The 26,558-nt window shown below is 71.0% G+C and carries 25 protein-coding genes; 14 read left to right on the top strand and 11 right to left on the bottom strand.

Features of this window, described 5'->3' with window-relative positions; genetic code table 11:
• Window positions 1-34: 34 nt before the first annotated feature.
• From ACXR8F_RS18105 to ACXR8F_RS18095, 3 genes are all read left to right on the top strand, one after another.
• Complete coding sequence (locus ACXR8F_RS18105; protein WP_458802604.1) at window positions 35-1,120, top strand: mannose-1-phosphate guanylyltransferase; 1,086 nt, start codon at window positions 35-37, stop codon at window positions 1,118-1,120.
• Window positions 1,117-2,676, top strand: a complete 1,560-nt coding sequence (locus ACXR8F_RS18100; protein WP_458802602.1) for a glycosyltransferase family protein — start codon at window positions 1,117-1,119, stop codon at window positions 2,674-2,676. Before ACXR8F_RS18105 ends, ACXR8F_RS18100 begins: the two co-directional genes overlap by 4 nt.
• Before the next feature lie 63 nt (window positions 2,677-2,739).
• Window positions 2,740-3,555: a GNAT family N-acetyltransferase gene (locus ACXR8F_RS18095; protein WP_458802600.1), complete on the top strand. Its 816-nt coding sequence runs from the start codon at window positions 2,740-2,742 to the stop codon at window positions 3,553-3,555.
• A 6-nt stretch (window positions 3,556-3,561) separates the two neighbouring features.
• Here ACXR8F_RS18095 and ACXR8F_RS18090 read toward each other — a convergent pair whose 3' ends face one another.
• Both ACXR8F_RS18090 and ACXR8F_RS18085 read right to left on the bottom strand, forming a co-directional pair.
• On the bottom strand, window positions 3,562-4,290 hold the full coding sequence (locus ACXR8F_RS18090; protein ID WP_458802598.1) for an O-methyltransferase: 729 nt from the start codon (window positions 4,288-4,290) through the stop codon (window positions 3,562-3,564).
• Between the two features lie 49 nt (window positions 4,291-4,339).
• Entirely contained in the window at window positions 4,340-5,308 is a 969-nt protein-coding gene (locus ACXR8F_RS18085; protein WP_458802596.1) for an SDR family NAD(P)-dependent oxidoreductase, read from the bottom strand.
• A 120-nt stretch (window positions 5,309-5,428) separates the two neighbouring features.
• Between ACXR8F_RS18085 and ACXR8F_RS18080 the strand changes: the two genes are divergently transcribed.
• From ACXR8F_RS18080 to ACXR8F_RS18045, 8 genes are all read left to right on the top strand, one after another.
• Complete coding sequence (locus ACXR8F_RS18080; protein ID WP_458802594.1) at window positions 5,429-6,625, top strand: glycosyltransferase family 4 protein; 1,197 nt, start codon at window positions 5,429-5,431, stop codon at window positions 6,623-6,625.
• A 109-nt stretch (window positions 6,626-6,734) separates the two neighbouring features.
• Window positions 6,735-7,580, top strand: coding sequence for a hypothetical protein (locus tag ACXR8F_RS18075; protein ID WP_458802592.1), 846 nt, complete (start codon window positions 6,735-6,737; stop codon window positions 7,578-7,580).
• Window positions 7,580-9,511: a fumarate reductase/succinate dehydrogenase flavoprotein subunit gene (locus ACXR8F_RS18070; RefSeq protein ID WP_458802590.1), complete on the top strand. Its 1,932-nt coding sequence runs from the start codon at window positions 7,580-7,582 to the stop codon at window positions 9,509-9,511. The genes ACXR8F_RS18075 and ACXR8F_RS18070 overlap by 1 nt, the downstream gene beginning before the upstream one ends.
• Window positions 9,508-10,263, top strand: a complete 756-nt coding sequence (locus ACXR8F_RS18065; RefSeq protein WP_458802588.1) for a succinate dehydrogenase/fumarate reductase iron-sulfur subunit — start codon at window positions 9,508-9,510, stop codon at window positions 10,261-10,263. The genes ACXR8F_RS18070 and ACXR8F_RS18065 overlap by 4 nt, the downstream gene beginning before the upstream one ends.
• Before the next feature lie 194 nt (window positions 10,264-10,457).
• Entirely contained in the window at window positions 10,458-11,111 is a 654-nt protein-coding gene (locus ACXR8F_RS18060) for a succinate dehydrogenase cytochrome b subunit (RefSeq protein WP_082080651.1), read from the top strand.
• A 3-nt stretch (window positions 11,112-11,114) separates the two neighbouring features.
• On the top strand, window positions 11,115-13,136 hold the full coding sequence (locus tag ACXR8F_RS18055) for a fumarate reductase/succinate dehydrogenase flavoprotein subunit (protein WP_045187411.1): 2,022 nt from the start codon (window positions 11,115-11,117) through the stop codon (window positions 13,134-13,136).
• Window positions 13,137-13,147: 11 nt separating this feature from the next.
• The gene (locus ACXR8F_RS18050; protein WP_045187721.1) at window positions 13,148-13,894 is read left to right on the top strand and encodes a succinate dehydrogenase/fumarate reductase iron-sulfur subunit; all 747 of its coding nucleotides are present in this window, start codon (window positions 13,148-13,150) and stop codon (window positions 13,892-13,894) included.
• Between the two features lie 96 nt (window positions 13,895-13,990).
• Window positions 13,991-15,514, top strand: coding sequence for a D-alanyl-D-alanine carboxypeptidase family protein (locus ACXR8F_RS18045; protein ID WP_458802585.1), 1,524 nt, complete (start codon window positions 13,991-13,993; stop codon window positions 15,512-15,514).
• A 23-nt stretch (window positions 15,515-15,537) separates the two neighbouring features.
• On the opposite strand, the gene ACXR8F_RS18040 is transcribed toward ACXR8F_RS18045, so the two are convergent.
• The 3 genes from ACXR8F_RS18040 to ACXR8F_RS18030 form a co-directional block, all read right to left on the bottom strand.
• Window positions 15,538-16,302: a class I SAM-dependent methyltransferase gene (locus ACXR8F_RS18040; RefSeq protein WP_458802583.1), complete on the bottom strand. Its 765-nt coding sequence runs from the start codon at window positions 16,300-16,302 to the stop codon at window positions 15,538-15,540.
• 124 nt (window positions 16,303-16,426) lie between these two features.
• Window positions 16,427-17,497, bottom strand: a complete 1,071-nt coding sequence (locus ACXR8F_RS18035; RefSeq protein WP_458802581.1) for a YihY/virulence factor BrkB family protein — start codon at window positions 17,495-17,497, stop codon at window positions 16,427-16,429.
• A 3-nt stretch (window positions 17,498-17,500) separates the two neighbouring features.
• Window positions 17,501-18,031 carry a 2'-5' RNA ligase family protein gene (locus ACXR8F_RS18030; protein ID WP_458802579.1) on the bottom strand — a complete coding sequence of 177 codons (531 nt, stop codon included), beginning with the start codon at window positions 18,029-18,031 and terminating at the stop codon, window positions 17,501-17,503.
• 139 nt (window positions 18,032-18,170) lie between these two features.
• On the opposite strand from ACXR8F_RS18030, the gene ACXR8F_RS18025 reads away from it, so the two are divergent.
• The gene (locus ACXR8F_RS18025; RefSeq protein WP_458802577.1) at window positions 18,171-19,367 is read left to right on the top strand and encodes a glycosyltransferase family 4 protein; all 1,197 of its coding nucleotides are present in this window, start codon (window positions 18,171-18,173) and stop codon (window positions 19,365-19,367) included.
• Window positions 19,364-20,590, top strand: a complete 1,227-nt coding sequence (locus ACXR8F_RS18020; RefSeq protein ID WP_458802575.1) for a glycosyltransferase family 4 protein — start codon at window positions 19,364-19,366, stop codon at window positions 20,588-20,590. The genes ACXR8F_RS18025 and ACXR8F_RS18020 overlap by 4 nt, the downstream gene beginning before the upstream one ends.
• Before the next feature lie 3 nt (window positions 20,591-20,593).
• Here ACXR8F_RS18020 and trpS read toward each other — a convergent pair whose 3' ends face one another.
• From trpS to ACXR8F_RS18005, 3 genes are all read right to left on the bottom strand, one after another.
• On the bottom strand, window positions 20,594-21,640 hold the full coding sequence (gene trpS / locus ACXR8F_RS18015) for a tryptophan--tRNA ligase (protein WP_045187416.1): 1,047 nt from the start codon (window positions 21,638-21,640) through the stop codon (window positions 20,594-20,596).
• 42 nt (window positions 21,641-21,682) lie between these two features.
• Window positions 21,683-22,507 carry an exodeoxyribonuclease III gene (locus ACXR8F_RS18010; protein WP_458802573.1) on the bottom strand — a complete coding sequence of 275 codons (825 nt, stop codon included), beginning with the start codon at window positions 22,505-22,507 and terminating at the stop codon, window positions 21,683-21,685.
• A gap of 80 nt (window positions 22,508-22,587) precedes the next feature.
• The gene (locus ACXR8F_RS18005) at window positions 22,588-23,133 is read right to left on the bottom strand and encodes a hypothetical protein (RefSeq protein ID WP_458802571.1); all 546 of its coding nucleotides are present in this window, start codon (window positions 23,131-23,133) and stop codon (window positions 22,588-22,590) included.
• 231 nt (window positions 23,134-23,364) lie between these two features.
• Here ACXR8F_RS18005 and ACXR8F_RS18000 point away from each other — a divergent pair, with 231 nt between their 5' ends.
• Window positions 23,365-24,402, top strand: coding sequence for a MauE/DoxX family redox-associated membrane protein (locus tag ACXR8F_RS18000; RefSeq protein WP_458802569.1), 1,038 nt, complete (start codon window positions 23,365-23,367; stop codon window positions 24,400-24,402).
• Here ACXR8F_RS18000 and ACXR8F_RS17995 read toward each other — a convergent pair.
• The 3 genes from ACXR8F_RS17995 to ACXR8F_RS17985 are packed head-to-tail and all read right to left on the bottom strand — an operon-like array spanning window position 24,373 to window position 26,557.
• Window positions 24,373-24,651 carry a hypothetical protein gene (locus ACXR8F_RS17995; RefSeq protein ID WP_458802567.1) on the bottom strand — a complete coding sequence of 93 codons (279 nt, stop codon included), beginning with the start codon at window positions 24,649-24,651 and terminating at the stop codon, window positions 24,373-24,375. The two genes, ACXR8F_RS18000 and ACXR8F_RS17995, sit on opposite strands and share 30 nt — an antisense overlap.
• Window positions 24,648-25,403 carry a hypothetical protein gene (locus ACXR8F_RS17990; protein WP_458802565.1) on the bottom strand — a complete coding sequence of 252 codons (756 nt, stop codon included), beginning with the start codon at window positions 25,401-25,403 and terminating at the stop codon, window positions 24,648-24,650. The genes ACXR8F_RS17995 and ACXR8F_RS17990 overlap by 4 nt, the downstream gene beginning before the upstream one ends.
• The gene (locus ACXR8F_RS17985) at window positions 25,400-26,557 is read right to left on the bottom strand and encodes a glycosyltransferase (RefSeq protein WP_458802564.1); all 1,158 of its coding nucleotides are present in this window, start codon (window positions 26,555-26,557) and stop codon (window positions 25,400-25,402) included. The genes ACXR8F_RS17990 and ACXR8F_RS17985 overlap by 4 nt, the downstream gene beginning before the upstream one ends.
• Window position 26,558: the final 1 nt, after the last annotated feature.

The following is a 26,558-nucleotide window of genomic DNA, read 5'->3' as shown; positions in this document are numbered from 1 at the left end:
CGGAGCGCGCGCCACCCATCGGTACGGTGTGCGCATGACCGACATCCCCGGGCTCTGGGCCGTCATCCCCGCTGGGGGGTCCGGCACCCGGCTGTGGCCGATCTCGCGCCGCCACTCCCCCAAGTTCCTCCACGACCTCACCGGGTCGGGCCAGTCGCTCCTGCGCGAGACGTGGGACCGCCTCTCCCCGCTCGTCGGCGACCGCATCCTCGTCGTGACGGGCGCCGCCCACGAGGACGCAGTTCGCCGCCAGCTGCCGATGCTCGGCTACGACGCGGTCGTCGCCGAGCCCTCGCCGCGCGACTCGATGCCGGCGATCGGGCTCGCCGCCGCGATCCTCGAGCGACGCGACCCCGAGGCGGTGATCGGCTCGTTCGCCGCCGACCACGTCATCCGCGACACCGAGGCATTCCACCGCGCCGTCACCGAGGCCGCGGCGCTGGCGCGACGTGGCGAGCTCGTGACCATCGGCGTCGAGCCGACCGATCCCTCGACGGCCTTCGGCTACATCAAGGTCGGGGACTCGCTCGGGGTGGACGAGGCGCCCAGCGCCCGCCGCGTGGAGGAGTTCGTCGAGAAGCCCGACCGTGACACCGCGACCCGCTACCTCGCGACCGGCGAATACCGTTGGAACGCCGGCATGTTCGTCGTCGGCGCCACAACACTGCTCGAGCTGCTGGCGGTCAACCACGCCGACATGGTCGACAGCCTGCGCATCATCGCCGCCGACCCGCGGCGGATGCGCGACCTGTGGCCGTCGCTGCACAAGATCGCGATCGACCATGCCGTCGCGGAGCCCGCTGCGGCTGCCGGCCGGGTCGCGGTCGTGCCGGCATCGTTCGGCTGGGACGACGTCGGCGACTTCGCGTCGCTGACGCGACTCGTCAGCGAGTCGACGCTCCCGGGCATCACGGCGATCGGGCCCGTCGACGACATCATCGCCATCGACTCGACCGCGACCGTCGCCACGGGCGGACGTCTCGTGGCCCTCATCGGTGTCGACGACCTCGTCGTCGTCGACACCCAGGACGCACTGCTCATCACGCGCCCCGACCGGGCCCAGGACGTCAAGAAGGTCGTCGAGATGCTGACTGCGCAGAACCGCACCGAGCTGACATGACGTCCGCTCAGCGGGCCCCCGAGGAGACGCACGACCGCGAGGCGTCGCGCCCGCGAGCCGTGACGGTGACGTCGATCGCGCTCGCCGCGGTGCTCGCGACCGCGATGAGCGCGGTGCGCCTCGTTCCCAGCCCGCAGACTGATGACCACGGAACCTATGCCAGTGTGGCCGAGCGCCTCCTGAGCGGCGACCGCCTCTACGTCGACGTCTGGGACAACAAGGACCCGGTCTTCTACTACGTCCTCGCGCTCGGGCGGTTCGTCTCGCCGCTCGCCGACTACGCCGTCGAGATCCTCTGGGCGCTGCTCGCGTGCTCCGCCGCATGGTCGCTGGCACGCACGTCCGGCCTCGGCCGGAGCTGGGCCGCGCTGATGGCCGCTCTCGCCTCCGTGGTCCTGACCGGCCCGGCGTACGTCCCGGGCATGACCCACCTGCCCGGCGTCGCCCTCACTCTCTGGGCCGTCGCCGCTGCCACTCGCCGGCAGTGGGTCCTCGCCGGTGCCGTCGTCGGGCTCGTCGTCCTGACGAAGGTCACTCTCGTCCCGGTCGCGGCGGTCGGCGTGCTCACGTGCGTATGGCACCACCGGTCGTGGACCGGCGCCGTGCGCGCCGCCCTGGCCGGGCTGACCGCTCTCGCTGCCGGGATCGGACTTCTCGCCGTGCGTGACGAACTCGGTGGTTGGGTCGCGAACCTCAGAGCCAACCTGCTCTACGCCGACGGGGAGGTCTTCTCGTCCCGCCACGGCGGCCCGGTGGGACACCTGCTGCGGGCGTTTCCCGAGGGTTCCCCGAAAACCGCCCTCTTCACGGTGGTCGCCGTCGTCGCCGTGATCGTGTGGGCCGGGGTCCCGGCCTGGAAGGAACGCGCGCCCCGGCCGCTCGACGTGACCGGTGCCGACCTCCGAGTCCCGGCACTGCTCGCGTCGCTCACCCTCAACACGTTCGTCGCGAGCCTGCTCGTCCTCGGCGCGACTGCCACGTGGCCGCACCACGGCCAGACGATGAGTGTGCCCGCGGTCGTCGCACTCGTGCTCGCCACCACCCTGCTCGGATCGCGCGGCGGGCTGGGTGCGGCGAGCAGTCGCGGCCTCGGGCCTCCCACCCGGGTCGCCGCGGCGCTCGTCACGGCGTATGCCGTCGGCGGGGCCCTGCACCCCACCTTCTACGTCCAGGCGACCCGCGAAGCCCCTCTGGCGCTCGCTGCCCTCCAACAGGAGTCGCCCGCGAGCGCCCTCGTCGCGTCGCTGCCCGAGGTGCGCACCTACGCCCGGGTCGGCTCCAACGACACCGAGGCGCACGCGCTCGGCCTCCGAGGGCTCGTCCTCGAGTGCCCGCGGTTCCACCAGTACGCCTTCATCGAGTCCGCGGCGATCCTGGGCTCGACCGCCACCTGCCTGCACGGGGCCGACGCGCTGATCATCGACGACTCGGCCGTGCCGACGGAGGGTGCCTCCCCCTGGAACGACTACATCGAGCGCGTCCGGGTGCTCGTGTCGACCGGCTACGACTGCGTTCCCTCGACGGGCGCGCAGGTCTGCGTGAGGCGCCCGACCTGAGGCGTGCGCGTCGATCTCGTCGTTCGCTCCACGGACGACGGCGGCCGGGTCGACAGTGGACCCATGACCTCGATGCTGCCCGACGAGGGCGAGTACCTGACGAACGGCTGGGAGGACGACCTCCCGGCCGCCGACTCCCTGGTGCGGCAAGGGGTGCTGGCACACGTGTCGTGGGCGCGCGCCCTGACGAAGGCGGCGCGGGGCCACTTCGCCCAGGGACACGGATGGTGCGCCGGTCGGGGTGGCGGCGCGAGCGCCCTGCTCAACTGGGCCATCGTGACCTGCCCGCCCCGCAGCTGGACGGCGACCATGTCCGCCCTTTCGGCGGCATACCCCGACGGCGTCTCCGCGATCGTCATCAGCCCGTTCCCCGCGCCCGACCTCACGGCGCACGGTTTCGAGCTCGTGGGACACCCCCCGCTGATGTTCCGGCCGACCTCGGCGGGCACTCGGGCTCCGACCACCCAGGTGGAGGTGCGGCAGGCGACCACCCCCACCGAGCTCCGGGACGCGGAACGCGTTCTCGTCGAGGGCTACCCCATGCCGGACATGGACGACCTCCCTCCGGGCGACTTCTACCGACCGGACGTCGTGGGTGCCGCGACCCGGGTCTTCGTCGGCTATCTGGACGGACGTCCCGTCGCCACGTCGGCGGCGCACTCGGCGGCCGGGGTGACCGTCGTCGAGAACGTCGCGGTGCTCGGGAGCGCCCGCGGCCGGGGTGCCGGCGCGGCGCTCACGTGGGCCGCGACGACCACGTGGCCCGAGCAGGGAGCCGTACTCATCGCCAGCGACGACGGCCAGCCCGTCTACGAGCGGCTCGGTTTTCTCCGCATCGAGCGGTGGACCTGCTGGCTGAGGACGGAGTCGCCTGCGTGACGGGGCTCAGCCCCTGGGCTGACCCGGCGACGGGTCGAAGTAGGCCGCAAGCCCGGGGGTCAGACGGACGACGGGAAGCTGCAGCTCGTCGACGGCCCTCACGACACCGGGCCACCCGGGTTCGTAGTCGTCCCAGAGAATGACCCCGCCCGGTCGCAGCAGCCGGAGTGCCGCCTGCGAGTCAGCCCGGGCGTTCTCGTACTCGTGGCCCGCGTCGACGAGGACGAGGTCGACCGCGCCCTCCCACGGGGTGTAGTCGAAGGTCGTGCTGTCTCCGAGCAGCTGGGTGATGCGACTGGCCTCCGGGGTGTCGCGGAACCGGGAGCCGACCTCTCCCGCCCCGGCGTGCGTGGCCTCCTGAGCGACCGATGCGAGGACGGCAGACTCCGGTGGCAGGTCCAGCGTCAACACCTCAGCCTCCGGGGCGGAGCGAGCCAGCACGTGCGTGGTGGCGCCGTCGAACGTGCCGATCTCGAAGATCCGGTCGGGCCGGGTCATCTCGACCACGGCGCTGATGCAGTACTGCTCGAGAGGGTCCATGTTCGACCGTCGATAGGTGACCCGGCCGACGTCGATCGCGCGGTGCTCGAGCTCGGGGAAGCGTTCGAACAGCGACCTGAACGGCGCGCGAGGGCGCACCTCGAGACCTGCGCTCAGCCAGTCTCGCCGGAACTCACGGTCCTGCAGCCGGCCGGCGAGAGCCGCAAGGGCGCGCCGCCAGTACTCGAGATCCATGCGCCGGAGCATAGGTGAGGCCGCCGCGCGCCGAGCTCCTTTCGCCGGATCAGGACGTGGACAGCGCCTGGCGGGTCGCGTCGTGCACGAACGTCCTGAACTGCTCGACCTGTTCGTGCGTCTCGACCCCTACGGGCGCGTAGTGCGTGGGTCGTCGTCGGCGGTCGTGCCAGAACCCGCCGGTGCCGGTGGCGTCTGTTGTGGCCACGAGCCACACCGCCGTGTCGGCCCCCTGGTCGGCGTCGCGCAGCAGCGGTCCGGTGAGCGCCGCGAAGCGCGGCAGCGACTCCGTGACGCCGGGCGTGGCCGCCCAGCCAGGGTGCATCGAGTTGACCCGGATCCCTTCCGCAGCAAGGTCGCCTGCCCAGAGCTCGGTGAGCACCAGCTGCATCCGCTTGGTGCGGGCGTAGGCCGTCACTCCGGAGTAGTCACCGCTGGTGTACTCGGGGTCGGCGGCGTCGAGCCGCTGCCCGTAGGCGCCACCCGAGGTGACGACGACGACGCGGCCGTCGGCGAGCGCCGGTCGCAGGGTCTGGGTCAGCACGTGCGGCCCGAGCACGTGCGTCGCGAGGGTGAGCTCGTGCCCCTCCGGGGTGGTGCTGCGCTGCGGCGGCATGACCCCGGCGTTGTGGACGACGGCGTGGAGGCGCGGCACGTCGGCCATGAAGTCACGTGCGAACCGGGCCGTGGCGGCGAGGTCGCTGACGTCGGCGACGTGGACGACCACCTCCGCGAGCGGCTCCCGGTCGAGCAGCGACGCTCGAGCCGTGTCGAGCCGCCCGGCGTCACGGCCGGTGAGGTGGACCGTCGCGCCCAGTCGCGCGAGACCGCGCGCGGTGGCGAGTCCCAGCCCCCCGCTCGCGCCGGTGACGAGGACGTGGCGTCCGACGAGCGCACCGGGGGCGGGGTCAGCCGGCCACCAGGCTCGCCGCACTGCGGGACCGATCTTCGTGTAGCCGAGCACGAGGGACTTGTCCATCAGCCAGTCGACGGCCGCCGCTGCCTCACCGAGAACCATGCGCCCACCCTAGGCGTGCCCAGCGGAGAACGCGGCAGTGCACGAGGCTGTCACCGGCACGTCACCGGACACACCCCGTGCCGTCGCCCGGTCACCGCCCTGGATCGACAGCGTGGAGACGTGCGAGTCGCCATCGTGACCGAGTCGTTCCTGCCGAGCGTCAACGGCGTCACCACGAGCGTGTGCCGGGTCGTCGAGCAGCTGCGGGCACGAGGTGACGACGTCGTCGTCGTCGCGCCCCGGTCCCGGGCGGCGCGCCTGGGCGGCTACGGAGGGGCAGACGTGCACCGGGTCGCCTCCCTGCCCGTGCGCCAGTTCGACGTCGGCCTGCCGACACCCGAGATCGAGAGGGTGCTGGAGGACTTCCGTCCCGACGTCGTCCACGTCGCGAGCCCCTTCGTGCTGGGGGCGCGCGGCCTCGCGGCGGCGCGCGCTCTCGACCTGCCGACGGTGGCGGTGTTCCAGACGGACATGGCGGCCTACGTGCGCCAGCACACGCCCGGCGCGGCAGGCACCGCGGCCGCCGCGACGACGTGGCGCTGGATCCGTCGGATCCACTCGTGGGCCGACCTCACGCTCGCGCCGTCGTCGGCCGCGCTCGCCGACCTCCGGGCGCACGCGGTGCCGCGGACCGCGCTCTGGGGCCGGGGAGTCGACGCCGCCCTCTTCAACCCCGCCTGGCGGCAGGACGCGCTCTCCCGCGCGCTGCGCCGCGAGCTGGCCCCGGAGGGTGAGCGCCTCCTCGGCTACGTCGGCAGGCTCGCCCCCGAGAAGGAGGTCGAGCGTCTCGCCGCGCTCGCCGACCTCCCCGGGACCCGGCTCGTCGTCGTCGGCGACGGCCCGTCGCGCGACGCCGTCGGCGCCGCGCTGTCCGAGGCGGTCGCCGCCTCCCCCTGCCGCCCGAACCGCCCACCCGCCTTCCTCGGGTCGCGCCACGGCGACGACCTCGCGAGGGCGTACGCGTGCCTCGACGTCTTCGTGCACACCGGCACGGCCGAGACGTTCGGCCAGACGATCCAGGAGGCCGGCGCGAGCGGCCTACCCGTCGTCGCGCCCCGGGCCGGCGGCCCCGTCGACCTCGTCACAGACGGCCTCAACGGCTACCTCTTCGAGCCCGACGACCCGGACGACCTCAGGCGGCAGGTGAGCCGGGTGCTCGAGTCCCCCTCTCACGCAGGGGAGCTCGGCCGCCGCGGGCACGAGCGCGTACGCCACCGGTCGTGGTCACACGTCGTCGAGGGCCTCGTCGGGCACTACGAGGACGCGATCGCGTCTCGGGCCCATCGGCGGAGCAGGGTCCAGACGCCAGCGGCCTGACCGCCCGCCGCCGCCGCAGGACGGCCTTGGGGCGAGTCCACCCATCTGTGACGCACGTGACACTAGAGTGGCCGAACGCGCCCAACCAACGACGGTGGAGGTTCGCACGATGAGTGGTACGACGCTCGACCCCGGGTCCCGATCGGGTGGATCCATGGCCGGAGGCGTCGGATCACCGGGTCGGGCGCAGATCCCGTGGCGCACCCTGAGGGGCGACCGCTGGTGGTTCCCGCCGGTGGTGACGTTCACGCTCATCGTCCTGTGGCTGCTGTACGCGCTCGTGCGCACGTCGATGCAGCGTGACTACTTCGTCGCGACGTACCACTACCTCACGCCGTTCTACTCACCCTGCGTGACGGCCTCGTGCCACCCCGACGCGCGCCACGTCGGCACGTGGCTCGGTGAGATGCCACCGCTCGTGCCGTACGCGTTCTTCCTCCTGCCGATCCTGCTCGGCTTCCGCCTCACCTGCTACTACTACCGCAAGGCCTACTACCGAGCCTTCTGGCTGTCGCCGCCCGCCTGCGCCGTGGCCGAGCCGCACGCGAAGTACACCGGCGAGACGCGCTTCCCGCTGATCCTCCAGAACGCGCACCGCTACTTCTTCTACGCCGCGGTCGTCGTGTCGGGGATGAACACGCTCGACGCCTTCGACGGCTTCCACGGCAAGGACGGCGGGGTCGGGGTCGGCCTCGGCACGATCGTCATGCTCACCAACGCCGCGTTCCTCTGGCTCTACACGCTGTCGTGCCACTCGTGCCGACACCTCATCGGCGGGCGCCTCAAGCACTTCTCCAAGCACCCGCTGCGCTACCGGGCCTGGACCATCGTGTCCCGGCTCAACACCCGGCACATGCAGCTGGCCTGGACCACCCTCGGCACCCTGCTGGTCACCGATCTCTACATCGCCCTGGTCGCGTCCGGGGCCCTGACCGATCTGAGGTTCTACAACTGATGGCAGCGGAGCTCGAGACCCACGACTACGACGTGCTCATCGTCGGCGCCGGCGGGGCCGGCCTCCGGGCCGCCATCGCCGCCCGCGAGGCCGGACTGCGCACCGCCATCATCTGCAAGTCACTCTTCGGCAAGGCGCACACCGTCATGGCCGAGGGCGGCATCGCCGCGAGCATGGGCAACGTCAACAGCCACGACAGCTGGCAGGTGCACTTCCGCGACACGATGCGCGGCGGCAAGTTCCTCAACTCGTGGCGCATGGCCGAGCTGCACGCCAAGGAGGCGCCTGACCGCGTCTGGGAGCTCGAGACCTACGGCGCCCTCTTCGACCGCACGCCCGACGGCCGCATCAGCCAGCGCAACTTCGGTGGGCACGAGTACCCCCGCCTCGCCCACGTCGGCGACCGCACCGGCCTCGAGCTCATCCGCACGATGCAGCAGAAGATCGTCTCGCTGCAGCAGGACGACCAGCGCGTGTCGGGCGACCCGGAGGCGCGGCTCAAGGTCTTCGCCGAGGTGACGATCACCGACCTGCTGCAGGACGAGACCGGCACGATCGCCGGGGCCTTCGGCTACTTCCGCGAGTCGGGCCGCTTCGTCCGGTTCAACGCTCCCGCAGTGGTGCTCGCGACCGGCGGCATCGGCAAGTCGTTCAAGGTGACCTCCAACTCGTGGGAGTACACCGGCGACGGCCACGCCCTGGCCCTGCGGGCCGGATCCACCCTCGTCAACATGGAGTTCATCCAGTTCCACCCGACCGGCATGGTCTGGCCGCCGTCGGTCAAGGGCATCCTCGTCACCGAGTCGGTGCGCGGCGACGGGGGCGTGCTCAAGAACTCCGAGGGCAAGCGCTTCATGTTCGACTACGTGCCCGACGTCTTCCGGGGGCAGTACGCCCAGACCGAGGAGGAGGGTGACCGCTGGTACACCGACCCCGACAACAACAAGCGCCCGCCCGAACTGCTCCCCCGGGACGAGGTGGCGCGCGCCATCAACTCCGAGGTCAAGGCCGGTCGCGGGTCACCCCACGGCGGGGTCTTCCTCGACATCGCGTCGCGGCGCAGCCCCGAGGAGATCCTCAAGAAGCTGCCGTCGATGCACCACCAGTTCAAGGAGCTCGCCGACGTCGACATCACCCAGGAGGCGATGGAGGTCGGGCCCACGTGCCACTACGTCATGGGTGGCGTCGAGGTCGACCCCGACACCGCCGCAGCCGCAAGGGTGCCCGGCCTCTTCGCCGCAGGTGAGGTGTCGGGAGGCATGCACGGGTCCAACCGGCTCGGCGGCAACTCGCTGTCCGACCTTCTGGTCTTCGGCGCCCGCGCGGGAGCCGGCGCGGCGGCATACGTCCGGGGGCTCGGCGACGCCCGCCCGATCGTGCCGCAGTCGGCCCTCGACGAGGCGGCCACGACGGCGCTCGCGCCGTTCGAGGAGGAGGGTGGCGAGAACCCGTACACCCTCCACCAGGAGATGCAGCAGACGATGAACGACCTCGTCGGCATCATCCGCAAGGCGGAGGAGATCGAGGCCGCCCTCACCAAGCTCGAGGAGCTCAAGGAGCGGGCGAAGCACCTGACCGTCGAGGGCCACCGGCAGTTCAACCCCGGGTGGCACCTCGCGCTCGACCTGCGCAACATGCTCGCCGTCAGCGAGTGCGTGGCGCGAGCAGCCTTGCTGCGACAGGAGTCCCGCGGCGGGCACACACGCGACGACTACCCGAAGATGGATGCCAGCTGGCGCGGACGCAACCTCATCTGCTCGACCGAGGGCGACGGCATACGCGTGGAGGAGCAGCCCATGCCGCCGATGCGCGGGGACCTGCTCGACCTCTTCCAGCGCGACGAGCTGGCGAAGTACCTCACGCCCGAGGAGCTCGCCGCGGTCGGGGCCACCGGAGGCGCGACAGAGGCGACGGACGGGAGCGGGTCATGAGCTACGACGCGAAGTTCCGGGTGTGGCGCGGCGACGCGAGCGGCGGTGAGCTCGTCGACTACACGGTCGAGGTCAACGACGGCGAGGTCGTGCTCGACATCATCCACCGGCTCCAGGCCACCCAGTCCGGCGACCTCGCCGTGCGGTGGAACTGCAAGGCCGGCAAGTGCGGCTCGTGCAGCGCGGAGGTCAACGGCATCCCGCGGCTCATGTGCATGACCCGGATGTCGACGTTCACCGAGACCGAGACGGTGACCGTCACACCGATGCGCGCCTTCCCCGTCATCCGCGACCTCGTCACCGACGTGTCGTTCAACTACGAGAAGGCGCGGCAGATCCCGGCGTTCGCGCCGCCCGAAGGCGTGCTACCGGGCGAGTACCGGATGCAGCAGGTCGACGTCGAGCGCTCGCAGGAGTTCCGCAAGTGCATCGAGTGCTTCCTCTGCCAGAACACCTGCCACGTCGTGCGCGACCACGAGGAGAACAAGGAGGCGTTCGCCGGGCCTCGCTTCCTCATCCGTGCCGCCGAGCTCGACATGCACCCGCTCGACGCCCGCGACGACCGGGCCGACTTCGCCCGGGACGAGCAGGGCATCGGGATGTGCAACATCACCAAGTGCTGCACCGAGGTCTGCCCCGAGCACATCCGGATCACCGACAACGGCATCATCCCGATGAAGGAGCGCGTCGTCGGCAAGCGCTACGACCCGCTCGTGTGGCTCGGCAACAAGATCGGCCGCCGCAAGCCCTGAGGGCGGTGACGGAGCGTTCTCTCGATTGGGGGGTGAGCCGCAGGTCACAGTGGAAATGGTCACACTCACCCCGTACCGGAGGGTAGGCGGGCGATCCGGCTCGAGCGCGGGGATAAGGTTCCTGCGTGGCGACAAACACTCTCCCGGTCAAGGGATCGAACAGACCTGCTTCGGTTCGCCGGACCACCGTCTTCATGAAGCTCCTCATGGCGGTCTCGGGCGCGCTCTTCGTGTTCTACGTGCTGGCGCACATGTACGGGAACCTCAAGATCTTCGCCGGGGTCGAGGCGTTCGACGAGTACGCGCACCACCTGCGCACGATGTTCACGCCGATCCTGCCGTTCGGCGGCTTCCTGTGGCTCTTCCGCATCGTCCTCGTGGTCGCGCTCGTCGCCCACGCGTACTCCGCGTTCTACCTGTGGAGCCGAGCCCGCGGGGCCCGCACGACGCGCTACGTGGCCAAGGAGGCGGCCAGGGCGACGGTCAAGAGCACCGCGATGCGCTGGGGTGGCGTCGCGATCCTGCTCTTCCTCGTCTGGCACCTGCTGCAGTTCACCATCGTGAAGTTCAACGTCGGCGACGACGTCGTGGGCACCAGCCCCGGCAAGCTCGTCATCAGCTCGTTCCAGGTGTGGTGGGTCGTCCTCATCTACATCCTCGCCCTCGTCGCCCTGGGCATGCACCTGTGGCACGGCGTCTGGAGCGCCACGCAGACCCTCGGCTGGGCCGGCAGCGCCCGGGCCCGCAAGCGCGCCAAGCTGGCCGCCCTGGTCATCGCGTTCGTCACCTCCGTCGGCTTCGCCCTGCCGCCGCTCGCCATCCTGTTCGGAATCGTCAAGGGGAACTGACCGATGACTGACACCAACGCCACCACCTCCGGCGGCGCGGCCACGCAGGCTGCCCCCAACGCCGGCATCGTCCACGGCCTCTACACCGAGGGCGAGCCCCTCCACGACACCAAGGCCCCGGCCGGCCCGATCCAGGACAAGTGGAGCACCCGCAAGTTCGAGTCGGGCCTCGTCAACCCGGCCAACCGCCGCAAGCTCTCGGTCATCATCGTCGGCACCGGCCTGGCCGGGGGCGCCGCCGCGGCCACGCTCGGTGAGGCCGGCTACCAGGTGAAGTCCTTCTGCTACCAGGACTCCCCGCGTCGTGCGCACTCCATCGCAGCGCAGGGTGGCATCAACGCCGCCAAGAACTACAAGGAGGACGGCGACTCGACGTTCCGTCTCTTCTACGACACCGTCAAGGGCGGCGACTACCGCTCGCGCGAGACGAACGTCTACCGCCTCGCCGAGGTCAGCACGAACATCATCGACCAGTGCGTCGCCCAGGGTGTCCCGTTCGCCCGCGAGTACGGCGGCCTGCTCGACAACCGCAGCTTCGGCGGCGTCCAGGTCTCGCGCACCTTCTACGCCCGCGGCCAGACGGGCCAGCAGCTGCTCATCGGCGCCTACCAGGCCCTCGAGCGCCAGGTCGCCGCCGGCACGGTCGAGATGTTCAGCCGTCACGAGATGCTCGAGGTGATCGTCGCCGACGGCAAGGCGCGCGGAATCATCGCCCGCGACCTCGTCACAGGTGAGGTCGAGACGCACCTCGCCGACGCCGTCGTGCTCGCGAGCGGTGGCTACGGCAACGTCTTCTACCTCTCCACCAACGCGATGGGTTCCAACGTCACGGCGACCTGGCGCGCCCACCGCAAGGGCGCGTACTTCGCGAACCCCTGCTACACGCAGATCCACCCGACCTGCATCCCGGTCTCCGGTGACCACCAGAGCAAGCTGACCCTGATGTCGGAGTCGCTGCGCAACGACGGTCGCATCTGGGTGCCGAAGAAGGCCGAGGACTGCGAGAAGGACCCGCGCGAGATCCCCGAGGAGGACCGCGACTACTACCTGGAGCGGATCTACCCGAGCTTCGGCAACCTCGTCCCCCGCGACATCGCCAGCCGCCAGGCCAAGAACGTCTGCGACGAGGGTCGCGGCGTCGGCCCGAAGGTCGGCGACTTCCGCAGGGGCGTCTACCTCGACTTCACCGACGCCCTCAAGCGCATGAGCGCCGAGGCCGTCGCCGAGAAGTACGGCAACCTCCTCGACATGTACCAGCGGATCACGGGCGAGAACCCGTACGAGGTGCCGATGCGCATCTACCCCGCGGTGCACTACACGATGGGTGGCCTGTGGGTCGACTACGACCTGCAGAGCACGATCCCCGGCCTCTTCGTGGCGGGCGAGGCGAACTTCAGTGACCACGGCGCCAACCGCCTCGGGGCCTCGGCCCTCATGCAGGGGCTCGCCGACGGCTACTTCGTGCTGCCGCACACGATCCGCGACTACCTCGCGAAGGGCCCGTTCGAGAAGCTGCCCGACTCGCACCCCGACGTCGTCGAGGCGAAGGCCTCCGTCGATGCCCGCGTGCAGAAGCTGCTGTCGATCAACGGTGACCGTTCGGTCGACTCCTTCCACAAGGAGCTCGGCAACATCATGTGGGAATACTGCGGCATGGAGCGCTCCGAGGAGGGGTTGCTCAAGGCGATCGACCTCATCCGCGGCCTGCGGGACGAGTTCTGGCGCAACGTCAAGGTGCTCGGCGCCGCCGACACCCTCAACCAGAGCCTCGAGAAGGCCGGCCGCGTCGCCGACTTCCTCGAGCTGGGCGAGCTCATGTGCATCGACGCGCTGCACCGCCGCGAGTCCTGTGGTGGTCACTTCCGCGCCGAGAGCCAGACCGAGGACGGCGAGGCGCTGCGCCACGACGACGAGTTCGCCTACGTCGCCGCGTGGGAGTTCGGCGGCGACGGCAGCCCCGCCGTGCTGCACAAGGAAGACCTGGTCTACGAAGCCATCGAGATGAAGCAGCGGAGCTACAAGTGAGCGACACCAGCATGAACCTCACCCTCAAGATCTGGCGCCAGGCCAGCGCGAATGCCCGCGGCGAGATGGTGACGTACAAGGTCAGCGACATCTCCCCGGACATGTCGTTCCTCGAGATGCTCGACGTGCTCAACGAGCAGCTCAACGCCCGCGGCGAGGAGCCGATCGCGTTCGACTCCGACTGCCGCGAGGGCATCTGCGGCATGTGCGGCCTGATGATCTCGGGCAAGGCGCACGGCCCCGAGGTGACGACGACCTGCCAGCTGCACATGCGCAGCTTCTCCGACGGCGACGAGATCACCGTCGAGCCGTGGCGCGCCGACGCGTTCCCGGTGATCAAGGACCTCGTCGTCGACCGCGGCGCGTTCGACCGCATCATCGCCGCCGGTGGCTTCATCAGCGCCAACACGGGCGCCGCCCCCGAGGCGCACTCGGTGCCGGTGCCGAAGCCGAAGGCCGACCGCGCGTTCATGGCGGCCGCCTGCATCGGCTGTGGTGCCTGCGTCGCGGCCTGCCCGAACGCGTCCGGCATGCTCTTCATGGGTGCGAAGATCACGCACCTCGGTGAGCTGCCGCAGGGCCAGCCCGAGCGTGACGCCCGCGTGGTGAGCATGGTCGAGCAGCACGACGCCGAGGGCTTCGGCGGCTGCACCAACATCGGTGAGTGCTCCGCGGCGTGCCCGAAGGAGATCCCGATGGACGTCATCAACCAGCTCAACCGCGACCTGCGCCACGCGCTGACGCGCCACGGCGACTGACGTCGATCTCGACGGCTCGTCGACGCACCCGTCGACACCCCGCATCGCCTGACCAGCCCGCCCCGGACCACCGGGGCGGGTTAGTCTTTCTCGGCGATGACGCCCCAAGACCGTGCCCGACGTCGCCCGTGGACGACCCCCGTCGCGGGCGCAGCGCTGGCTGCCGTCGGCCTGACGCTCGCCGTGACCACGCCGTATGCCGTCTCGTCCGCATCGGCGTCACCGCTCCCCCGCGCTGCTGCCGGGTCCCAGCCGATGGTGCTGCCGCAGGCCGCCCCCACGTGCGCGCCCTGGCAGACGACGACGACCGTGCCGCCGGGAGTCGTGCTCAAACCCCGTGTCTTCCCCGGTGACGAGCTCGGCACGCCGGCACCGGCACCCAAGCCCGCGGCGACCTCAGGCTCCGGCGCCAAGGCGGCCACGAAGACGGCCAAGCCCCCCCAGCCACGCGTGGTCTGCCGCAACGCTGCGCCCACGCCGTTCCCCCATGCGGCGTGGGAGCCGGACACGGTGGTCGGCGGCTCACGGCTCGGCGACACCGGCGTAGTCGTCGACCGACCCGCCTCCGTCGTCGCGCCCCCCGAGGTCTACGACGTCTCGTACGTGCTGGCCGACCTCGACTCGGGCGAGATCCTCGCCGCCAAGTCGCCGCACGCCTGGCTGCGGCCCGCGAGCACCCTCAAGACGCTCACAGCCCTCACCCTCCTGCCGGTGCTGAACCCGCGCGGCGTCGTCGTCGCGAGCGAGGACGCCCAGTCGGCTGCCGGCACCCGCGTGGGCATCCTCGCCGGAAACCGCTACCCCGTCACGAGCCTCGTCGACGCGATGCTCATGTTCTCGGCCAACGACGCCGTCTATGCGCTCGCCGACGCCGCCGGCGGCTATGAGCGCACGGTCGAGCTGATGAACGCCAAGGCGGCCGAGATCGGCGCCCACGACACGCTCACCGTCGACCCGAGCGGGCTCGACGACGGTGGGCAGCGCTCGAGCGCCTACGACCTCGCGCTCATCGGACGTGACGCGATGCGCCTGCCTGCCTTCCGGACCGCCATCACCAAGCGCGACACCGTCTTCCCCGGCGGCAAGGACAAGCACGGCAAGGTGTGGCCGGCCTTCCACGTCTACAACATCAACGACCTGCTGACGCACTACCCGGGCGCCATCGGCATCAAACCGGGTCGCACCGACCGCGCCCAGCACACGTTCATCGGCGCCTCGACCCGTGGTGGCCGCACCCTGGTCGTCTCGCAGATGGGCAGCGTCACCGGCTCGTGGAAGCCGACCGCGGCACTGCTCGACTGGGGCTTCGCGAACGCCGACCGCGTGACACCGGTCGGGCGGTTGGTCGAGCCCGGCGAGGCATCAGCACCGACGCCCGCCGCGACGGTGCCGCCCCTGCCCACCGACGGGGCCGACGGCTCTGCCGGCGCCACGGACGGGGCCTCCACGACGGGAGGCGCCGCGACCTCGGGCACCCCGGCGCCGGTCGCGGCCGCGCCGACGCAGGAGACGGCATACGACCGCACGCTGTCGCTCGTCGTCGTCAGCGCCGCGGGGCTTGCCGTCACCGCGGCGGCGGTGCTGCTCGGCGTCGTGCTGCGCCGACGGCGACGCGCCTGACAGCAGCGGTCGCGCTGGTGCGGTCAGACGGGGCGAGCCACGGTGCGCAGATAGCCGCCGAGCCCGGAAGAACCCAGCAGGTGACGGCCGGCGTGCGCGGCCGCCTCGCGAACCCTGCCCTTCCTGGCCGCATCGAGGGCGAGCTCTGCCGAGTGCGGGTAGGGCGTCGAACTCCGGGCGACGTCCCAACCAGTGTGGCGCAGTGCCTTGGCCAGACTGCGCCTGCTGAAGAAGTTGATGTGCTCCGGCGGCCGGAACTGGGCCCAGTCCGAGCCGCGCACGATCCTGCCCGCGCTGTTCCACTGCGGGATCTCGATGACCAGCACTCCCCCGGTGTCGATGGCCCGTCTTGCGTCGGCGAGCGCCTGGAGAGGGTCGATGAGGTGCTCGAGCACGTGGTACATGCTGATCACCCCGAAGGGACCAGCAGCCTCGGAGATGGTCGTCACCGTCCTCAGGCCCTTCTCAGCGGCTGACTCGCGTGCCGTGTCACCGACCTCGCACGCCACCGCCTCCCAGCCGTCCCGCTCGGCGCGGAGTGCGAACTCTCCCGTGGCGGCCCCCACGTCGAGGATGCGCCGAACCGGCACGTCAGCCACCTCCGGCGCCCAGACCTGCAGCTCGTCCCAGGCCCGCACGGCCTGGGCCCCAGCCCAGCTCTCGCCGTCGTAGTCGCCGTATCCGAAGCCGGTGTCGGCCGAGAAGTAGGAGGCGCCGTAGAAGTCGGCGAGGTCCTGCTCGCTGGGACGGGGCAGGACGGTCGCCGTGCCGCACCGCGTGCAGCGCACGACCCGGTACGGTCGGTCGGAGGTCTTGGCGAGCCGCGTCCTACGCGCCTCGCCCTGGCACAAGGGGCAGGCATCCACGAGCGCATCGTATGTACTGCCACGCCCGATGTGGCCGGAATCCGACTCAGCGTCTGAGCGCGGCCCGGACCCCCTTGACGCCGAGAGCGGACGCGACTCCCACGACGACACCCGCCACCACGCTCACTCGATCGGTCGCCCGGGTCGGCCGGCCGGTCGTCCGACCGGCAGCGTCGGCGCGGGCCACCGGGGCAGCCGCAACCGTGGCGCTCGCATCTGGCGGGGCAGCCTCCGGCTGGACGGTCTCGTCGCCGAGCCGAGACAGGTCGACGTCGTCGGCCGACCACGAGGCCGACAGCAGCACGACCTTCGACATGAGGTTGAGCCAGAAGAGCAGTCCGACGGCCACCGCGACGGCGCCCAGCAGGGGGTTGGCGCTCGCGCGACCGATGAGGAACCCGCCGAAGAGCTTGAGCACGGTGAGGATCACCGCTCCGAGCAGCGCGCCCTGGCGGACGTTGTGCATCGGCAGCGGCACGCCCGAGAGCATCCGCAGCAGGACCACGAGGATGACGAAGTCGAAGGCGACCCCCAGCAGCAGGCCCACCGCGCCGATGAGCAGGCCGTTGCCGTCGAGGCCGACCCAACCTGCGACGCGCTCAGCGAGGCCGCCGATGACGCTCGTGAGGATCGCGGAGACGGCGATCGCCAGCCCGAGGGTCACGAGCACGAAGAGGTCGTGCGCCTTCGTGCGCACCGCGTTGCCGGTGGAGGCCTCGAGGCCGAAGACGCCGCGTATGCCGGTGCGCAGCGCCCCGACCCAGCCGAGCCCCGCGAGCAGCAACGTCACGAACGAGACGAGGCCGGTGACCGTCAGCGTGAGGCTCGCCGGCGCTGCGACGCTGATGACGCCGTCGGGGTGGCTGGGCGTCTTCACCATGCCGGGCAGCAGACCGTTGAGCGACTCGGCGATCGTGTCGACGAGGTCGGGACGTCCCTGCAGCACGAAGCCGAAGATCGCGAATGCGAGAGCCAGGGCGGGGAAGACCGAGAAGAAGGCGAAGTAGCCGACACCCGCCGCGAGCAGGTCACCGTTGGCGTCGCCGTAGCGCTGCCAGGCGGAGTACGCGCGGGTGGACTTGAGCCGGTCGATGATGCGCGTCAGCCTGGCCGGCACGGGTCAGCCTCCTGTGAGCTCGAAGGTGTGGACGGGACGCCACACCTCGTCCGTACCCTGCTCGTAGAGATGAAAGGCGTCGACCGTGAAAGCGATCGCGTAGTCGGCCAGCTCTTCGAAGGCGCGGTCCATGGCCTGAGGCGTCACGTTGTGGGCCACCGTGACGTGGGGGTGGTAGTAGAAGTCGAGGTCGCGGCTCACGGGTCCGGACCGGAGCGACACCTCGAGCGACTCGCAGTTGGACACGCCGCGCGCGACCTGGATGAACACGACGTCCGACAGCGGGCGGAACGTCCCAGTGCCACGCAGCACGACGTCGAAGGGCTCGTGCGAGGCGGCCACCTCGTCGCAATGACGGCGGAAGGCGGCATACGCCTCCTCGTCGACCTCGGTCGGCGGCAGCAGGGTGATGTGGGCCGGGATCTTGCGCGCCTGCGGGTCGCCGAAGTCGGCCCGGCGTTCCTGCAGGTAGTCACCGTGCGGAGCCGGGATCGGGATGGAGACACCGATCGTCGTGGGGCGCGCAACACTCACGACCCCGACCGTACCGAACTCTCCCGTGGTCGAGTGGCGTGGGTCCTGTGGCTTCACCTTGGAGCGGTGGTTGCGTAGGCCCACGGGCAATTCCGTCGTCCGACGGAAGACCGCACGAGCCGCGGATACTCTGGCGCCGATGCCCTCGCTCCCTCACCTCGCCCACATCCCGATGCCGCTGGCCGGCGACGGGAGCTCGGTCGCGCACGTCGTGCGCGCCCTGACGCGTGAGCACGCGCTGGCCGGTGGGCGCTCGACCGTGATCACCTCACACAACCGGGAGGCCACCTACCCCGACGCGGAAATGGTGCCCGTCGACTACACCCGCAACTGCCCGAGGACCCACTTCACCGAGGCGGAGTACCGCCGGGACTGGGTCATGGGCGCCCTGCTGCGCGAACGGCCGCACGCCGCGAGGCTGTTCGAGCCGGCCGGTGAGGCCGTCGCACAGGTCAAGCCGGACTGGGTGCTGCTCCACGAAGGCCACTACGCCGTCACGGCGCTGCCCCTCCTCCGGCGCATGCTGCCCGCCTCGACACGGATCGCGCTGCACGTTCACAACGCGATCTCCTCGTCGGTGCTACGACCCGAGCTGAGCCGGCTGCTCCACCACGCGGACCTGGTGGTCGGCGTCAGCAAGTTCATGGCCGACGGTGTCCGACGCCGTGCCTGGGTCGATGCCCGCAAGATGGCCTGGGTGCACAACGGGGCCGACACCACTCGCTTCCACCCTGATGTCGAGTCGCTCACGGACGACCCGGGTCGACAGCGCCCGGGGGTGCCCCTGCGGCTGCTGTACGTCGGCCAGGTCGCACCACACAAGGGCGTGGACCTGCTGCTTCAGGCACTCGGCGCGATGGGCCGACACGCCTCGCGCTTCGAGACGCGCATCGTCGGCAGCTCGGAGCTGCGCGAGACCCAGGAGAGGTCCGCCTTCGAGGAGCACCTGCGGGGGCTCGCTGGGCGAGTGGCCGGCCCGGTCACGTTCGAGCCCTACCAGCCGCAGGAGGCAGTTGCGGGCCTCTACCGGTGGGCCGACGTCGTCGCGGTGCCGTCCGTGGCGGAGCCCTTCGGCATGGTGCCCCTCGAGGCGATGGCCTCCGGCGCGTACGTGCTCGCCAACGACGCAGGCGCCCTTCCCGAGGTGCTCGGCGCTGCGGGCCGACTCGTGCCACCCACCGTCGCTGGCTGGGTCGGCGCACTGACGACGCTCGAGCGCGGCGACGTCGTCGCCGGTCGCCAGCCTGCCGTTGACCGTGCTCGCCGGTTCACCTGGAGCAACAGCCACCGCTCACTGCTGGCATCCCTCGGTCAGCACACCGTCGGTGCCGCGTGACGGCAGTACCGCCGGGCCGCCTCCGGGTGCTGCTGATGAGCGCCGTGCCCACCCGGGACCCGCACTCGGGGGACGTCACGTACACCGAACAGCTGCTGGCCAACCCGCCTCCCGGCGTCGAGTACACCACCTACGACAGCGCGGCACGCGACGGCACCCTGCGCGAGATCGGTTCCCGTTCCGAGCTTGCCGCAGCGGCAGGACGACACCGGGCGGGCCCCCTGCTCCGCGGACTCGGCGCCGCGGCCCTGCGAAAGGTCGAGTCGGGAGTCCGGTCGACGGGTAGGGCCTTCCGCGAGCCGATCCGCCTCATGGAGGCCGATCCCGACGCGTTCGACCTCGTGCACGTCCACGTCTTCAACACGAGGTTCGTCGGCGCCTCGCCGCCGGTCGTGATGAGCGCTGCCGGACCGCTCGAGTGGGTCTATGCCGACGCCTGGGGATGGTCACCCGACCGAGTGAGGCACGCGAACCAGCTCGACACCGGACTGGCCACGATCCTCGATGCGACCCTGCACGCCCGTCGCCTCGGCCGCGCCCGCAGGTTCATCGCCTTCTCCGAGCACCTGCGTTCCTGGATGCGCGACCGTGGCGTCGACAGCACCCGCATCGACGTCGTGCCCAACTACGTCGAGCCGCCGACCACCGCTCCCGCTCGATCGGCCGGTCAGGTGCCGCGACGGCTCGGGTTCATCGCCAAGGACTTCAACGCCAAGGGCGGACCCGACGTGCTCGCCGCGTTCGAGATCCTGCGTCTGGAGCGTCCGGACCTCGAGCTCGTCATCGTCGGCAGCGAGACTCCGCCCCGCCTCACCCTCCCGGACGGGGTCGACTGGCGTCCCTTCGTACCCCGCTCCGAGCTCCTGACGTCCCTGCTGCCCACCATCGACGTCCTGCTCCACCCGTCGCACTTCGACGGGCTGCCGTATGCGCCGATGGAGGCGCTGGCCCTTGGGATCCCGCTCGTGGTGTCTGAGTACCGAGCGCTTCCGGAGCTTGCTCGGGACGGCGGGGGCCGCGTCTGCCGTCTCGGCGACGTAGCCGGCATCGCTGCCGCCACGCGCGATCTGCTCGAACCCGAGGTCCACGCCCGTGCCCGAGCCTCGGCAACGCGGCGCTTCACGGCGGCATACTCGTCCGAGACTCAGGCGCCCGCCCTCAGACGCTCCTACGACCGAGCCCTGGGAACGCCCTCGGGTGGGCGTCCAGTGCGCGTTCGCTGACGATCAGCGCGCCGACGACGGCAGCAGCCCCACCTTGTCGTACACACGACGCACCGTCGCCTCGGCGACCTCGCGGGCCTTCTCGGCGCCGTCGGCGAGGATGCGGTCGAGCTCAGCCCGGTCCGACATCAGCGCGAGCGTGCGCTCGCGGAACGGCGTCACCGCCTCCACGACGACCTCAGCGACGTCCTTCTTGAGGTCGCCGTAGCCCTTGCCGTCGTACTGCTCTTCGAGGATCGCCACCGGGGTGCCCGAGAGCGCGGAGTGGATGGAGAGCAGGTTGGAGATGCCGGGCTTGTTCTCCTCGTCGAAGCGGATCTCGCGCTCGGCGTCGGTGACGGCGGAGCGGATCTTCTTCGCGATGCGCGACGGCTCGTCGAGCAGGCTGACGAGGCCTGCGTCGGACGCCGCGGACTTGCTCATCTTCGCCGTCGGCTCCTGCAGGTCCTGGATCTTGGCCGTGGCCTTCATGATGTGCGGCTCGGGCACGACGAGCGTCTCGCCGAAACGCTGGTTGAAGCGGCCTGCCAGGTCGCGCGACAGCTCGAGGTGCTGGCGCTGGTCCTCGCCGACGGGCACGACGTTGGCGTCGTAGATGAGGATGTCGGCGGCCTGCAGCACGGGGTAGGCGAAGAGCCCGACGTTGGTGTTGGTGCCCTTGGCGGACTTGTCCTTGAACTGCGTCATGCGGCTCGCCTCGCCGAAGCCGGTGAGCGTGCCGAGCACCCAGTAGAGCTCGGTGTGCTGGGCGATGTGGCTCTGGACGAAGAGCGTCGAGCGGGCCGGGTCGACACCGCCGGCGATGAACTGCGCGGCCGTGATGCGGGTGCGCTCGCGCAGCACCTGGGGGTCGGGCGCGACGGTCAGGGCGTGCAGGTCGGCGACGAAGTAGAACGCGTCGTGGGTCTCCTGCAGCTTGACCCACTCGACCAGCGCGCCGATGTAGTTGCCGAGGTGAAGCGAGTCGCTCGTCGGCTGCATGCCCGAGAGGCTGCGAGGCGTGGCGGTCGGGAGGGAGGGCGTCGAGGACATGGCTGCATTCTGGCCCATCCGGCGACCGGGCCCCCAACCGACCTCGTCCCCGTCGGGCGATCAGGCGGTCGCGTGGCTCTCGAGCGCGGTGAGGTCGTAGTCGGCGACGACCGGCGCATGGTCGCTCCACCGCTCGGCATACGTGGGGGCGCGGTCGACGTACGCGTGCCGCGCCGTCGCGGCGAGCCGCCGGCTCGCGATCTGGTAGTCGATGCGCCAGCCGGCGTCGTTGTCGAACGCCTTGCCCCGCCACGACCACCACGAGTACGGGCCGGCGACGTCGCCCGCGTGGCGCCGCTGCACGTCGACCCACGCGTCGGCCTCGAACCAGCGGTCGAGGTAGGCACGCTCGTCGGGCAGGAAGCCGCTCTTCCTGAGGTTGCCCTTCCAGTTCTTGAGGTCGGCCTCGCGGTGCGCGATGTTGAGGTCGCCGGTGACGACCATGGCCGCACCGTCCGCGGCGGCCCGGTGGAGGCGGCGCGTCATGGCGTCGAGGAAGGCGTACTTCACGACCTGACGGTCGGTGTCGGCCTCGCCGGTGTGGACGTACGCCGACACGACCGTGAGCGGCCCGGCATCGGTCGCGAGGTCGGCCTCCACCCACCGGCCGTCGTCCGCGAACTCGCCGTCGATGCCGACCCGGACGGCTGCGTGCGGGTCGCGGGAGACCACGGCGACCCCGGCCCAGCCCTTGGCGGCGCCCTCGGTGTGCGCCACCGACCAGTGGGCGAGCCCTGCGTCAGCCAGCACCTTGCCGAGCTCGACGTCGTCGGCTCGCACCTCCTGCAGCGTCAGCACGTCGGGCCGGGCCTGCGCGAGCCACTGCGCCATGCCCCGCCTGGCGGCGGCCCGGATGCCGTTGACGTTGACCGTGACGAGACGCATGCGCCGATTCTGCACGACCCTGAAGACACGACGAGACGCGCCCGGCCACCGGGGCCGGGCCCGTCTCGGTGCAGCTGGCCTCAGGGGCCAGACGTCGCGTGTGGCGGGTCATCCTTGGGCTGGTCGGAGACGATGCCGTTGCCCGTGCCACAGGGGTTGAGGTTCGCGTCGACGATGGTGCCGCCGGAGATCGACCCGGTCTGGGTCGTGCCGCCGAACGGATAGGAGAACGTGAGAACGGCTCCTCCGTTGGCACTGGTGCTGAAGAGTCCCGCGTCAACGTAGAGGCAGAGGTTCTGTCCCGCCGTGACCGTGAAGCTGTTGGTCTGCGAGCCGTTCACGGAGACGGTGGCCGGCTTGGAGGTCGAGCCAACGGTCAGCGTCCCCAGCGTGACGACGATCGCGGACTGCGTCGTGTTGTGGAAGCAGAAGACGGCGTGATAGTACTTCGGCTCGCCCGGGTGCTTGCAGAACGTCCCCGGCGTGAACGACGGCACGATGGGTGCGGAGGCAGCGGCGGTGGGTGCGGCCGCAGCCACCATCACCGCCGGTGTCGCCCATGCAGCACCCTTGACGACCGCGCGGCGGCGGACTCCGGGCGCAGCACTGCTATCGGTTTGAGTCATGTGGTTCCCCCCACGAAAGTGTGTCTCAGTACCCCCCGAGACTCTTGAACTGTATCGCTTACCAAGGGCCGCGAAAGGGGGAATCCCCCTGCGAATAAACAGGTCTGGACAAAAGAGACGTCGTCTTGCGGTGGTATGTCCCGGAGTGCCCCGAAAAGTTCGCGGACACGCGAGGTGCCGTCGCTCCGTCGATTCCAGGTGCTGGACGTGGCCGCTCGTTAGACTCGCGACGTGCCGGATGCCCTCGTCGTCGTCGTCCCCACACTGCTGGCTGGCGTCCTGGTCCTCAGCGGCGTCGGCAAGCTCGGTGACCGCGACCGACTGACCGGATGGCGCGAGCTCGGTGTTCCGGAGGCGCTGCAGAGACCGGCCCTCGCCGTCGCACACCCCTGGGTCGAGATCGTCCTCGCTGCCGCCGTGGTGCTGACCGGTGGTGTCGCCCGGGTCGTGGCATCCGCCCTCGTGCTCGCGCTGATGCTTGCGTATGCCGCCCTCGTGGCCGTCGCGCTGCGTCGGCCCGGGCCGGTGGAGTGCAGTTGCTTCGGGGCGCGCCGCTCGGCGCCGGTGACGCTCATGACCCTGTGGCGGAACGTGTGGCTCAGCCTGCTTGCGGTGACGGGCCTGGCCACGGCGGTGCTCGACGGCCGCCCGGCGTGGAGCGTCGTCGCAGCCTCCGGCGCGTGGTGGTGGATGTTCGGTGTTGCCTCAGCGGCGGTGACGGCGGTGCTCGTCCTACCCGGCAGCCCGGCGACCGCCACCGCCACCGCCACCCAACCCTCGACGCCGAGCGCGGCGACCGACGCAGCCCCCGAGCTCGACTACGTCCGGAGCCGCACCCCCGACGTGCCCGTGACCTTGGCCGATGGTTCGACGGCGACCCTCCGCGAGCTCAGCGCCGAACGGGCCGTGCTGCTGCTCGAGGTGTCCGAGGCGTGCGGCGGCTGCGTCGAGGTCATCCGTTCGATCCCCACCTGGCGTGAGGACCTTCCGGAGGTCGACGTCCGGGTGCTCGTCACCGCTCCGCCCGCCGAGAGCGGGCTCACCTCCACCACCGAGCCGCAGTCGCTGCACGACGCTCCGTTCCACGTCTCGCGCTCGCTGGGCTACGGGATGACCCCGACGGCTGTGCTTCTGGGCGCGGACGGTCTCCTGGCCGGAGGGCCGGTGATCGGTGACGCGGCGATCCGCGAGTTCATCGCGGAGATCGACACAGAGCTGCACGGGTCGACGGGCGAGCCGTCACCCGTCCACGCGTACGAGCCCGGCTGACTCCAGCTCGCGCACCAGCGTCGCCACCGCGTCGGCCGGGTTGTCGCCAGCAGCACCGAACCGCTCAACGAGCTCGTCGGTCAGGCGGCTCAGCGGCACTCCCGAGAGGGCGAGCTCGCGGACGGCCTGCCCCATGGCGGAGAGCCGCAGCACCCGGTGCTGGCCACCCGCGTCGACGAGGACCACGGCGCCGTCGTCGGCGACGAGCTCGTCGACGACCGCGGTGGCCGTCACCGTCACGTCCTTCATCGCGACCTCCTGAGGACCTCGCCGACGAACGGTTCGAGCTGGGCCGCGTCCGCGAAGTGCACGACGCTGAGGCCTCCAGCCATCTCGACGACGTCGGCCAGCCGGCGCAGGGGGCGCTCGAGGCGCGCGAGGGACGACGTCTCAGGTGCGAGCATGACGAGCGCGTCGAGCAGGGGAACGTCGACGACGTCGACCGGCGCACCCGGCGCGAGGTCCCTTCGCAGCGCGACGAGCCCGGCGATCCACGGCGTGGCGCGCGCGGGCGTGAGCCGCATGGCCCCGGGCGCCGTCTCGTCCTTGATGGCGCCCTCGGAGCGGCGTACGGACAGGGGCTTCGGATAGCAGACGATCGTGCCATCGGTTCCGACGGCGATGGTCTCGTCGGAGAGATACCCGCGTCCGTGACCCAGCGTCGTGGTGACCGTCGTCTTGCCGGTGCCACCCGGCGCGACGTAGACCATCGACGCCCCGGTGGTCGGGTCGCTGAGACCGCCCGCGTGGAACATGACGTCGCGCCCGGCGCGGGCGCCGATCGCCGCCAGCGTGACCGACTGGGTCAGCAGCTGCAGGCTCCGTGCGACGGAGTCGGGCGATCCGTCGTGGTCAGGCACGGCGACCTCGACGTCCGCCGGTCCACTCTCGACCGTGCAGAGGTGCCACGCGTCCTCGATCGACGGCACCAGCCGGGCATCGTCGACTGCGATGCTCACGAGCACGTCCAGCGCGCGAACGGTGACCGTCGCAACGCTCATCGGGTCACCCCGCTGGCGAGCCTGCCCAGCACGTCCGCGACCTGCTCGACGCGTCGTGCCCAGTCGACGCCCGCCAGACGCTCGACCGGCGACGACGACGCGGTCCCACAGGGACGGCCCTTCGGCGCGTCGAGCGCGTCCACCAAGGCCGCCGGGAAGCGCTCTTGCGCGACGACCTCGACCAGCTCGTCGTCGACGTCGCGGAACCCGGCCACCGCGGTGGAGAGGACGGGGCGACGCGCCGCCTGGTACTCGTAGAGCTTGATCGGGTCGAGGCTGTCGGTGAACGGCGTCACGACGTGCGGGACGACCAGGACGTCAGCGTGCTGCAGGTAGGCGGGCACCTCCTCGCTCGCACGTGGACCGAGGAGCACCACCCCGGCGTCGGCGAGCCGTGAGTGCTGGCTCCCCGACAGGGCATCCGGGCCCACGAGGACGAGACGACCGAGCCCCGCGAGCGCCCGGGCAGCATGCACGCACAGATCGAGGTCGAGCCGGTCGTCGTGGAGCGTCCCGACGTAGACGGCCACGCGACCCTCGGGAAGGTCCGCAGGGCGTTCTCGGACCGTCGCGTACGCCAACGTGTCGACGCCGTTGGGCACCAGCGTCACCGGGCGTTCGGCCCCCTTGCTCCGTGCCAGCGCGGGCGAGCACACGACCACCTCGTCGCAGCGTCGAAGCAGCACCGCCTCCTGCGCCTTGACCCGCTGGGTCTCGGCCGGGGGGCGCTCGGCGAGCGTCCAGTCGTCGGTGACGTCGTAGAGCGCGGGCCATGAGGTCGCCTCCAGGAGGAGCGCCCCCGTCGGGTCGTTGACCCAGAGCAACGGCTCGGTCATCCCTTGCGTTCGTGCCGCCTTGAGCACCTGACGCGCCCAGCGCTCGTCGACGCGCCGGTCGACGCGGCGGGGCAGCCACTTCGTCGGTTCGAAGAGCCAGAGCGCGTCCGGCGCGACTCCCTCGACCGCGGGCGCCTGGCGCAGGCCACGTCCGAGTCGCGCCTCGCCCTCGCCCAGCGCGGCGTGCAGAGGATCCGATGCGGGTTCGACGAACAGCACGCGCAGGGAGGGGTCGCGGCGCAGCAGACCCGTCACCAGGTGCTGGTTGCGGCGCCAGACGCCGTCCCACGCCTCCAGCGAGGCCACGACGATCTCCACG

Source organism: Terrabacter sp. AAH1, from assembly GCF_054456855.1.
The sequence above is the reverse complement of the archived record's forward strand: the minus strand, read 5'-3'. Positions and strand labels throughout refer to the sequence as shown.

Excerpts from the sequence above, each read along its gene's own strand:
- ACXR8F_RS18105 (WP_458802604.1), top strand. The coding sequence starts at position 35 with ATGACCGACATCCCCGGGCTCTGGGCCGTCATCCCCGCTGGGGGGTCC.
- ACXR8F_RS18100 (WP_458802602.1), top strand. The coding sequence starts at position 1,117 with ATGACGTCCGCTCAGCGGGCCCCCGAGGAGACGCACGACCGCGAGGCG.
- ACXR8F_RS18095 (WP_458802600.1), top strand. The coding sequence starts at position 2,740 with ATGACCTCGATGCTGCCCGACGAGGGCGAGTACCTGACGAACGGCTGG.
- ACXR8F_RS18090 (WP_458802598.1), bottom strand. The coding sequence starts at position 4,290 with ATGGATCTCGAGTACTGGCGGCGCGCCCTTGCGGCTCTCGCCGGCCGG.
- ACXR8F_RS18085 (WP_458802596.1), bottom strand. The coding sequence starts at position 5,308 with ATGGTTCTCGGTGAGGCAGCGGCGGCCGTCGACTGGCTGATGGACAAG.
- ACXR8F_RS18075 (WP_458802592.1), top strand. The coding sequence starts at position 6,735 with ATGAGTGGTACGACGCTCGACCCCGGGTCCCGATCGGGTGGATCCATG.
- ACXR8F_RS18070 (WP_458802590.1), top strand. The coding sequence starts at position 7,580 with ATGGCAGCGGAGCTCGAGACCCACGACTACGACGTGCTCATCGTCGGC.
- ACXR8F_RS18065 (WP_458802588.1), top strand. The coding sequence starts at position 9,508 with ATGAGCTACGACGCGAAGTTCCGGGTGTGGCGCGGCGACGCGAGCGGC.
- ACXR8F_RS18060 (WP_082080651.1), top strand. The coding sequence starts at position 10,458 with ATGAAGCTCCTCATGGCGGTCTCGGGCGCGCTCTTCGTGTTCTACGTG.
- ACXR8F_RS18055 (WP_045187411.1), top strand. The coding sequence starts at position 11,115 with ATGACTGACACCAACGCCACCACCTCCGGCGGCGCGGCCACGCAGGCT.
- ACXR8F_RS18050 (WP_045187721.1), top strand. The coding sequence starts at position 13,148 with ATGAACCTCACCCTCAAGATCTGGCGCCAGGCCAGCGCGAATGCCCGC.
- ACXR8F_RS18045 (WP_458802585.1), top strand. The coding sequence starts at position 13,991 with ATGACGCCCCAAGACCGTGCCCGACGTCGCCCGTGGACGACCCCCGTC.
- ACXR8F_RS18025 (WP_458802577.1), top strand. The coding sequence starts at position 18,171 with ATGCCCTCGCTCCCTCACCTCGCCCACATCCCGATGCCGCTGGCCGGC.
- trpS (WP_045187416.1), bottom strand. The coding sequence starts at position 21,640 with ATGGGCCAGAATGCAGCCATGTCCTCGACGCCCTCCCTCCCGACCGCC.
- ACXR8F_RS18010 (WP_458802573.1), bottom strand. The coding sequence starts at position 22,507 with ATGCGTCTCGTCACGGTCAACGTCAACGGCATCCGGGCCGCCGCCAGG.
- ACXR8F_RS18005 (WP_458802571.1), bottom strand. The coding sequence starts at position 23,133 with ATGACTCAAACCGATAGCAGTGCTGCGCCCGGAGTCCGCCGCCGCGCG.
- ACXR8F_RS17995 (WP_458802567.1), bottom strand. The coding sequence starts at position 24,651 with ATGAAGGACGTGACGGTGACGGCCACCGCGGTCGTCGACGAGCTCGTC.
- ACXR8F_RS17990 (WP_458802565.1), bottom strand. The coding sequence starts at position 25,403 with ATGAGCGTTGCGACGGTCACCGTTCGCGCGCTGGACGTGCTCGTGAGC.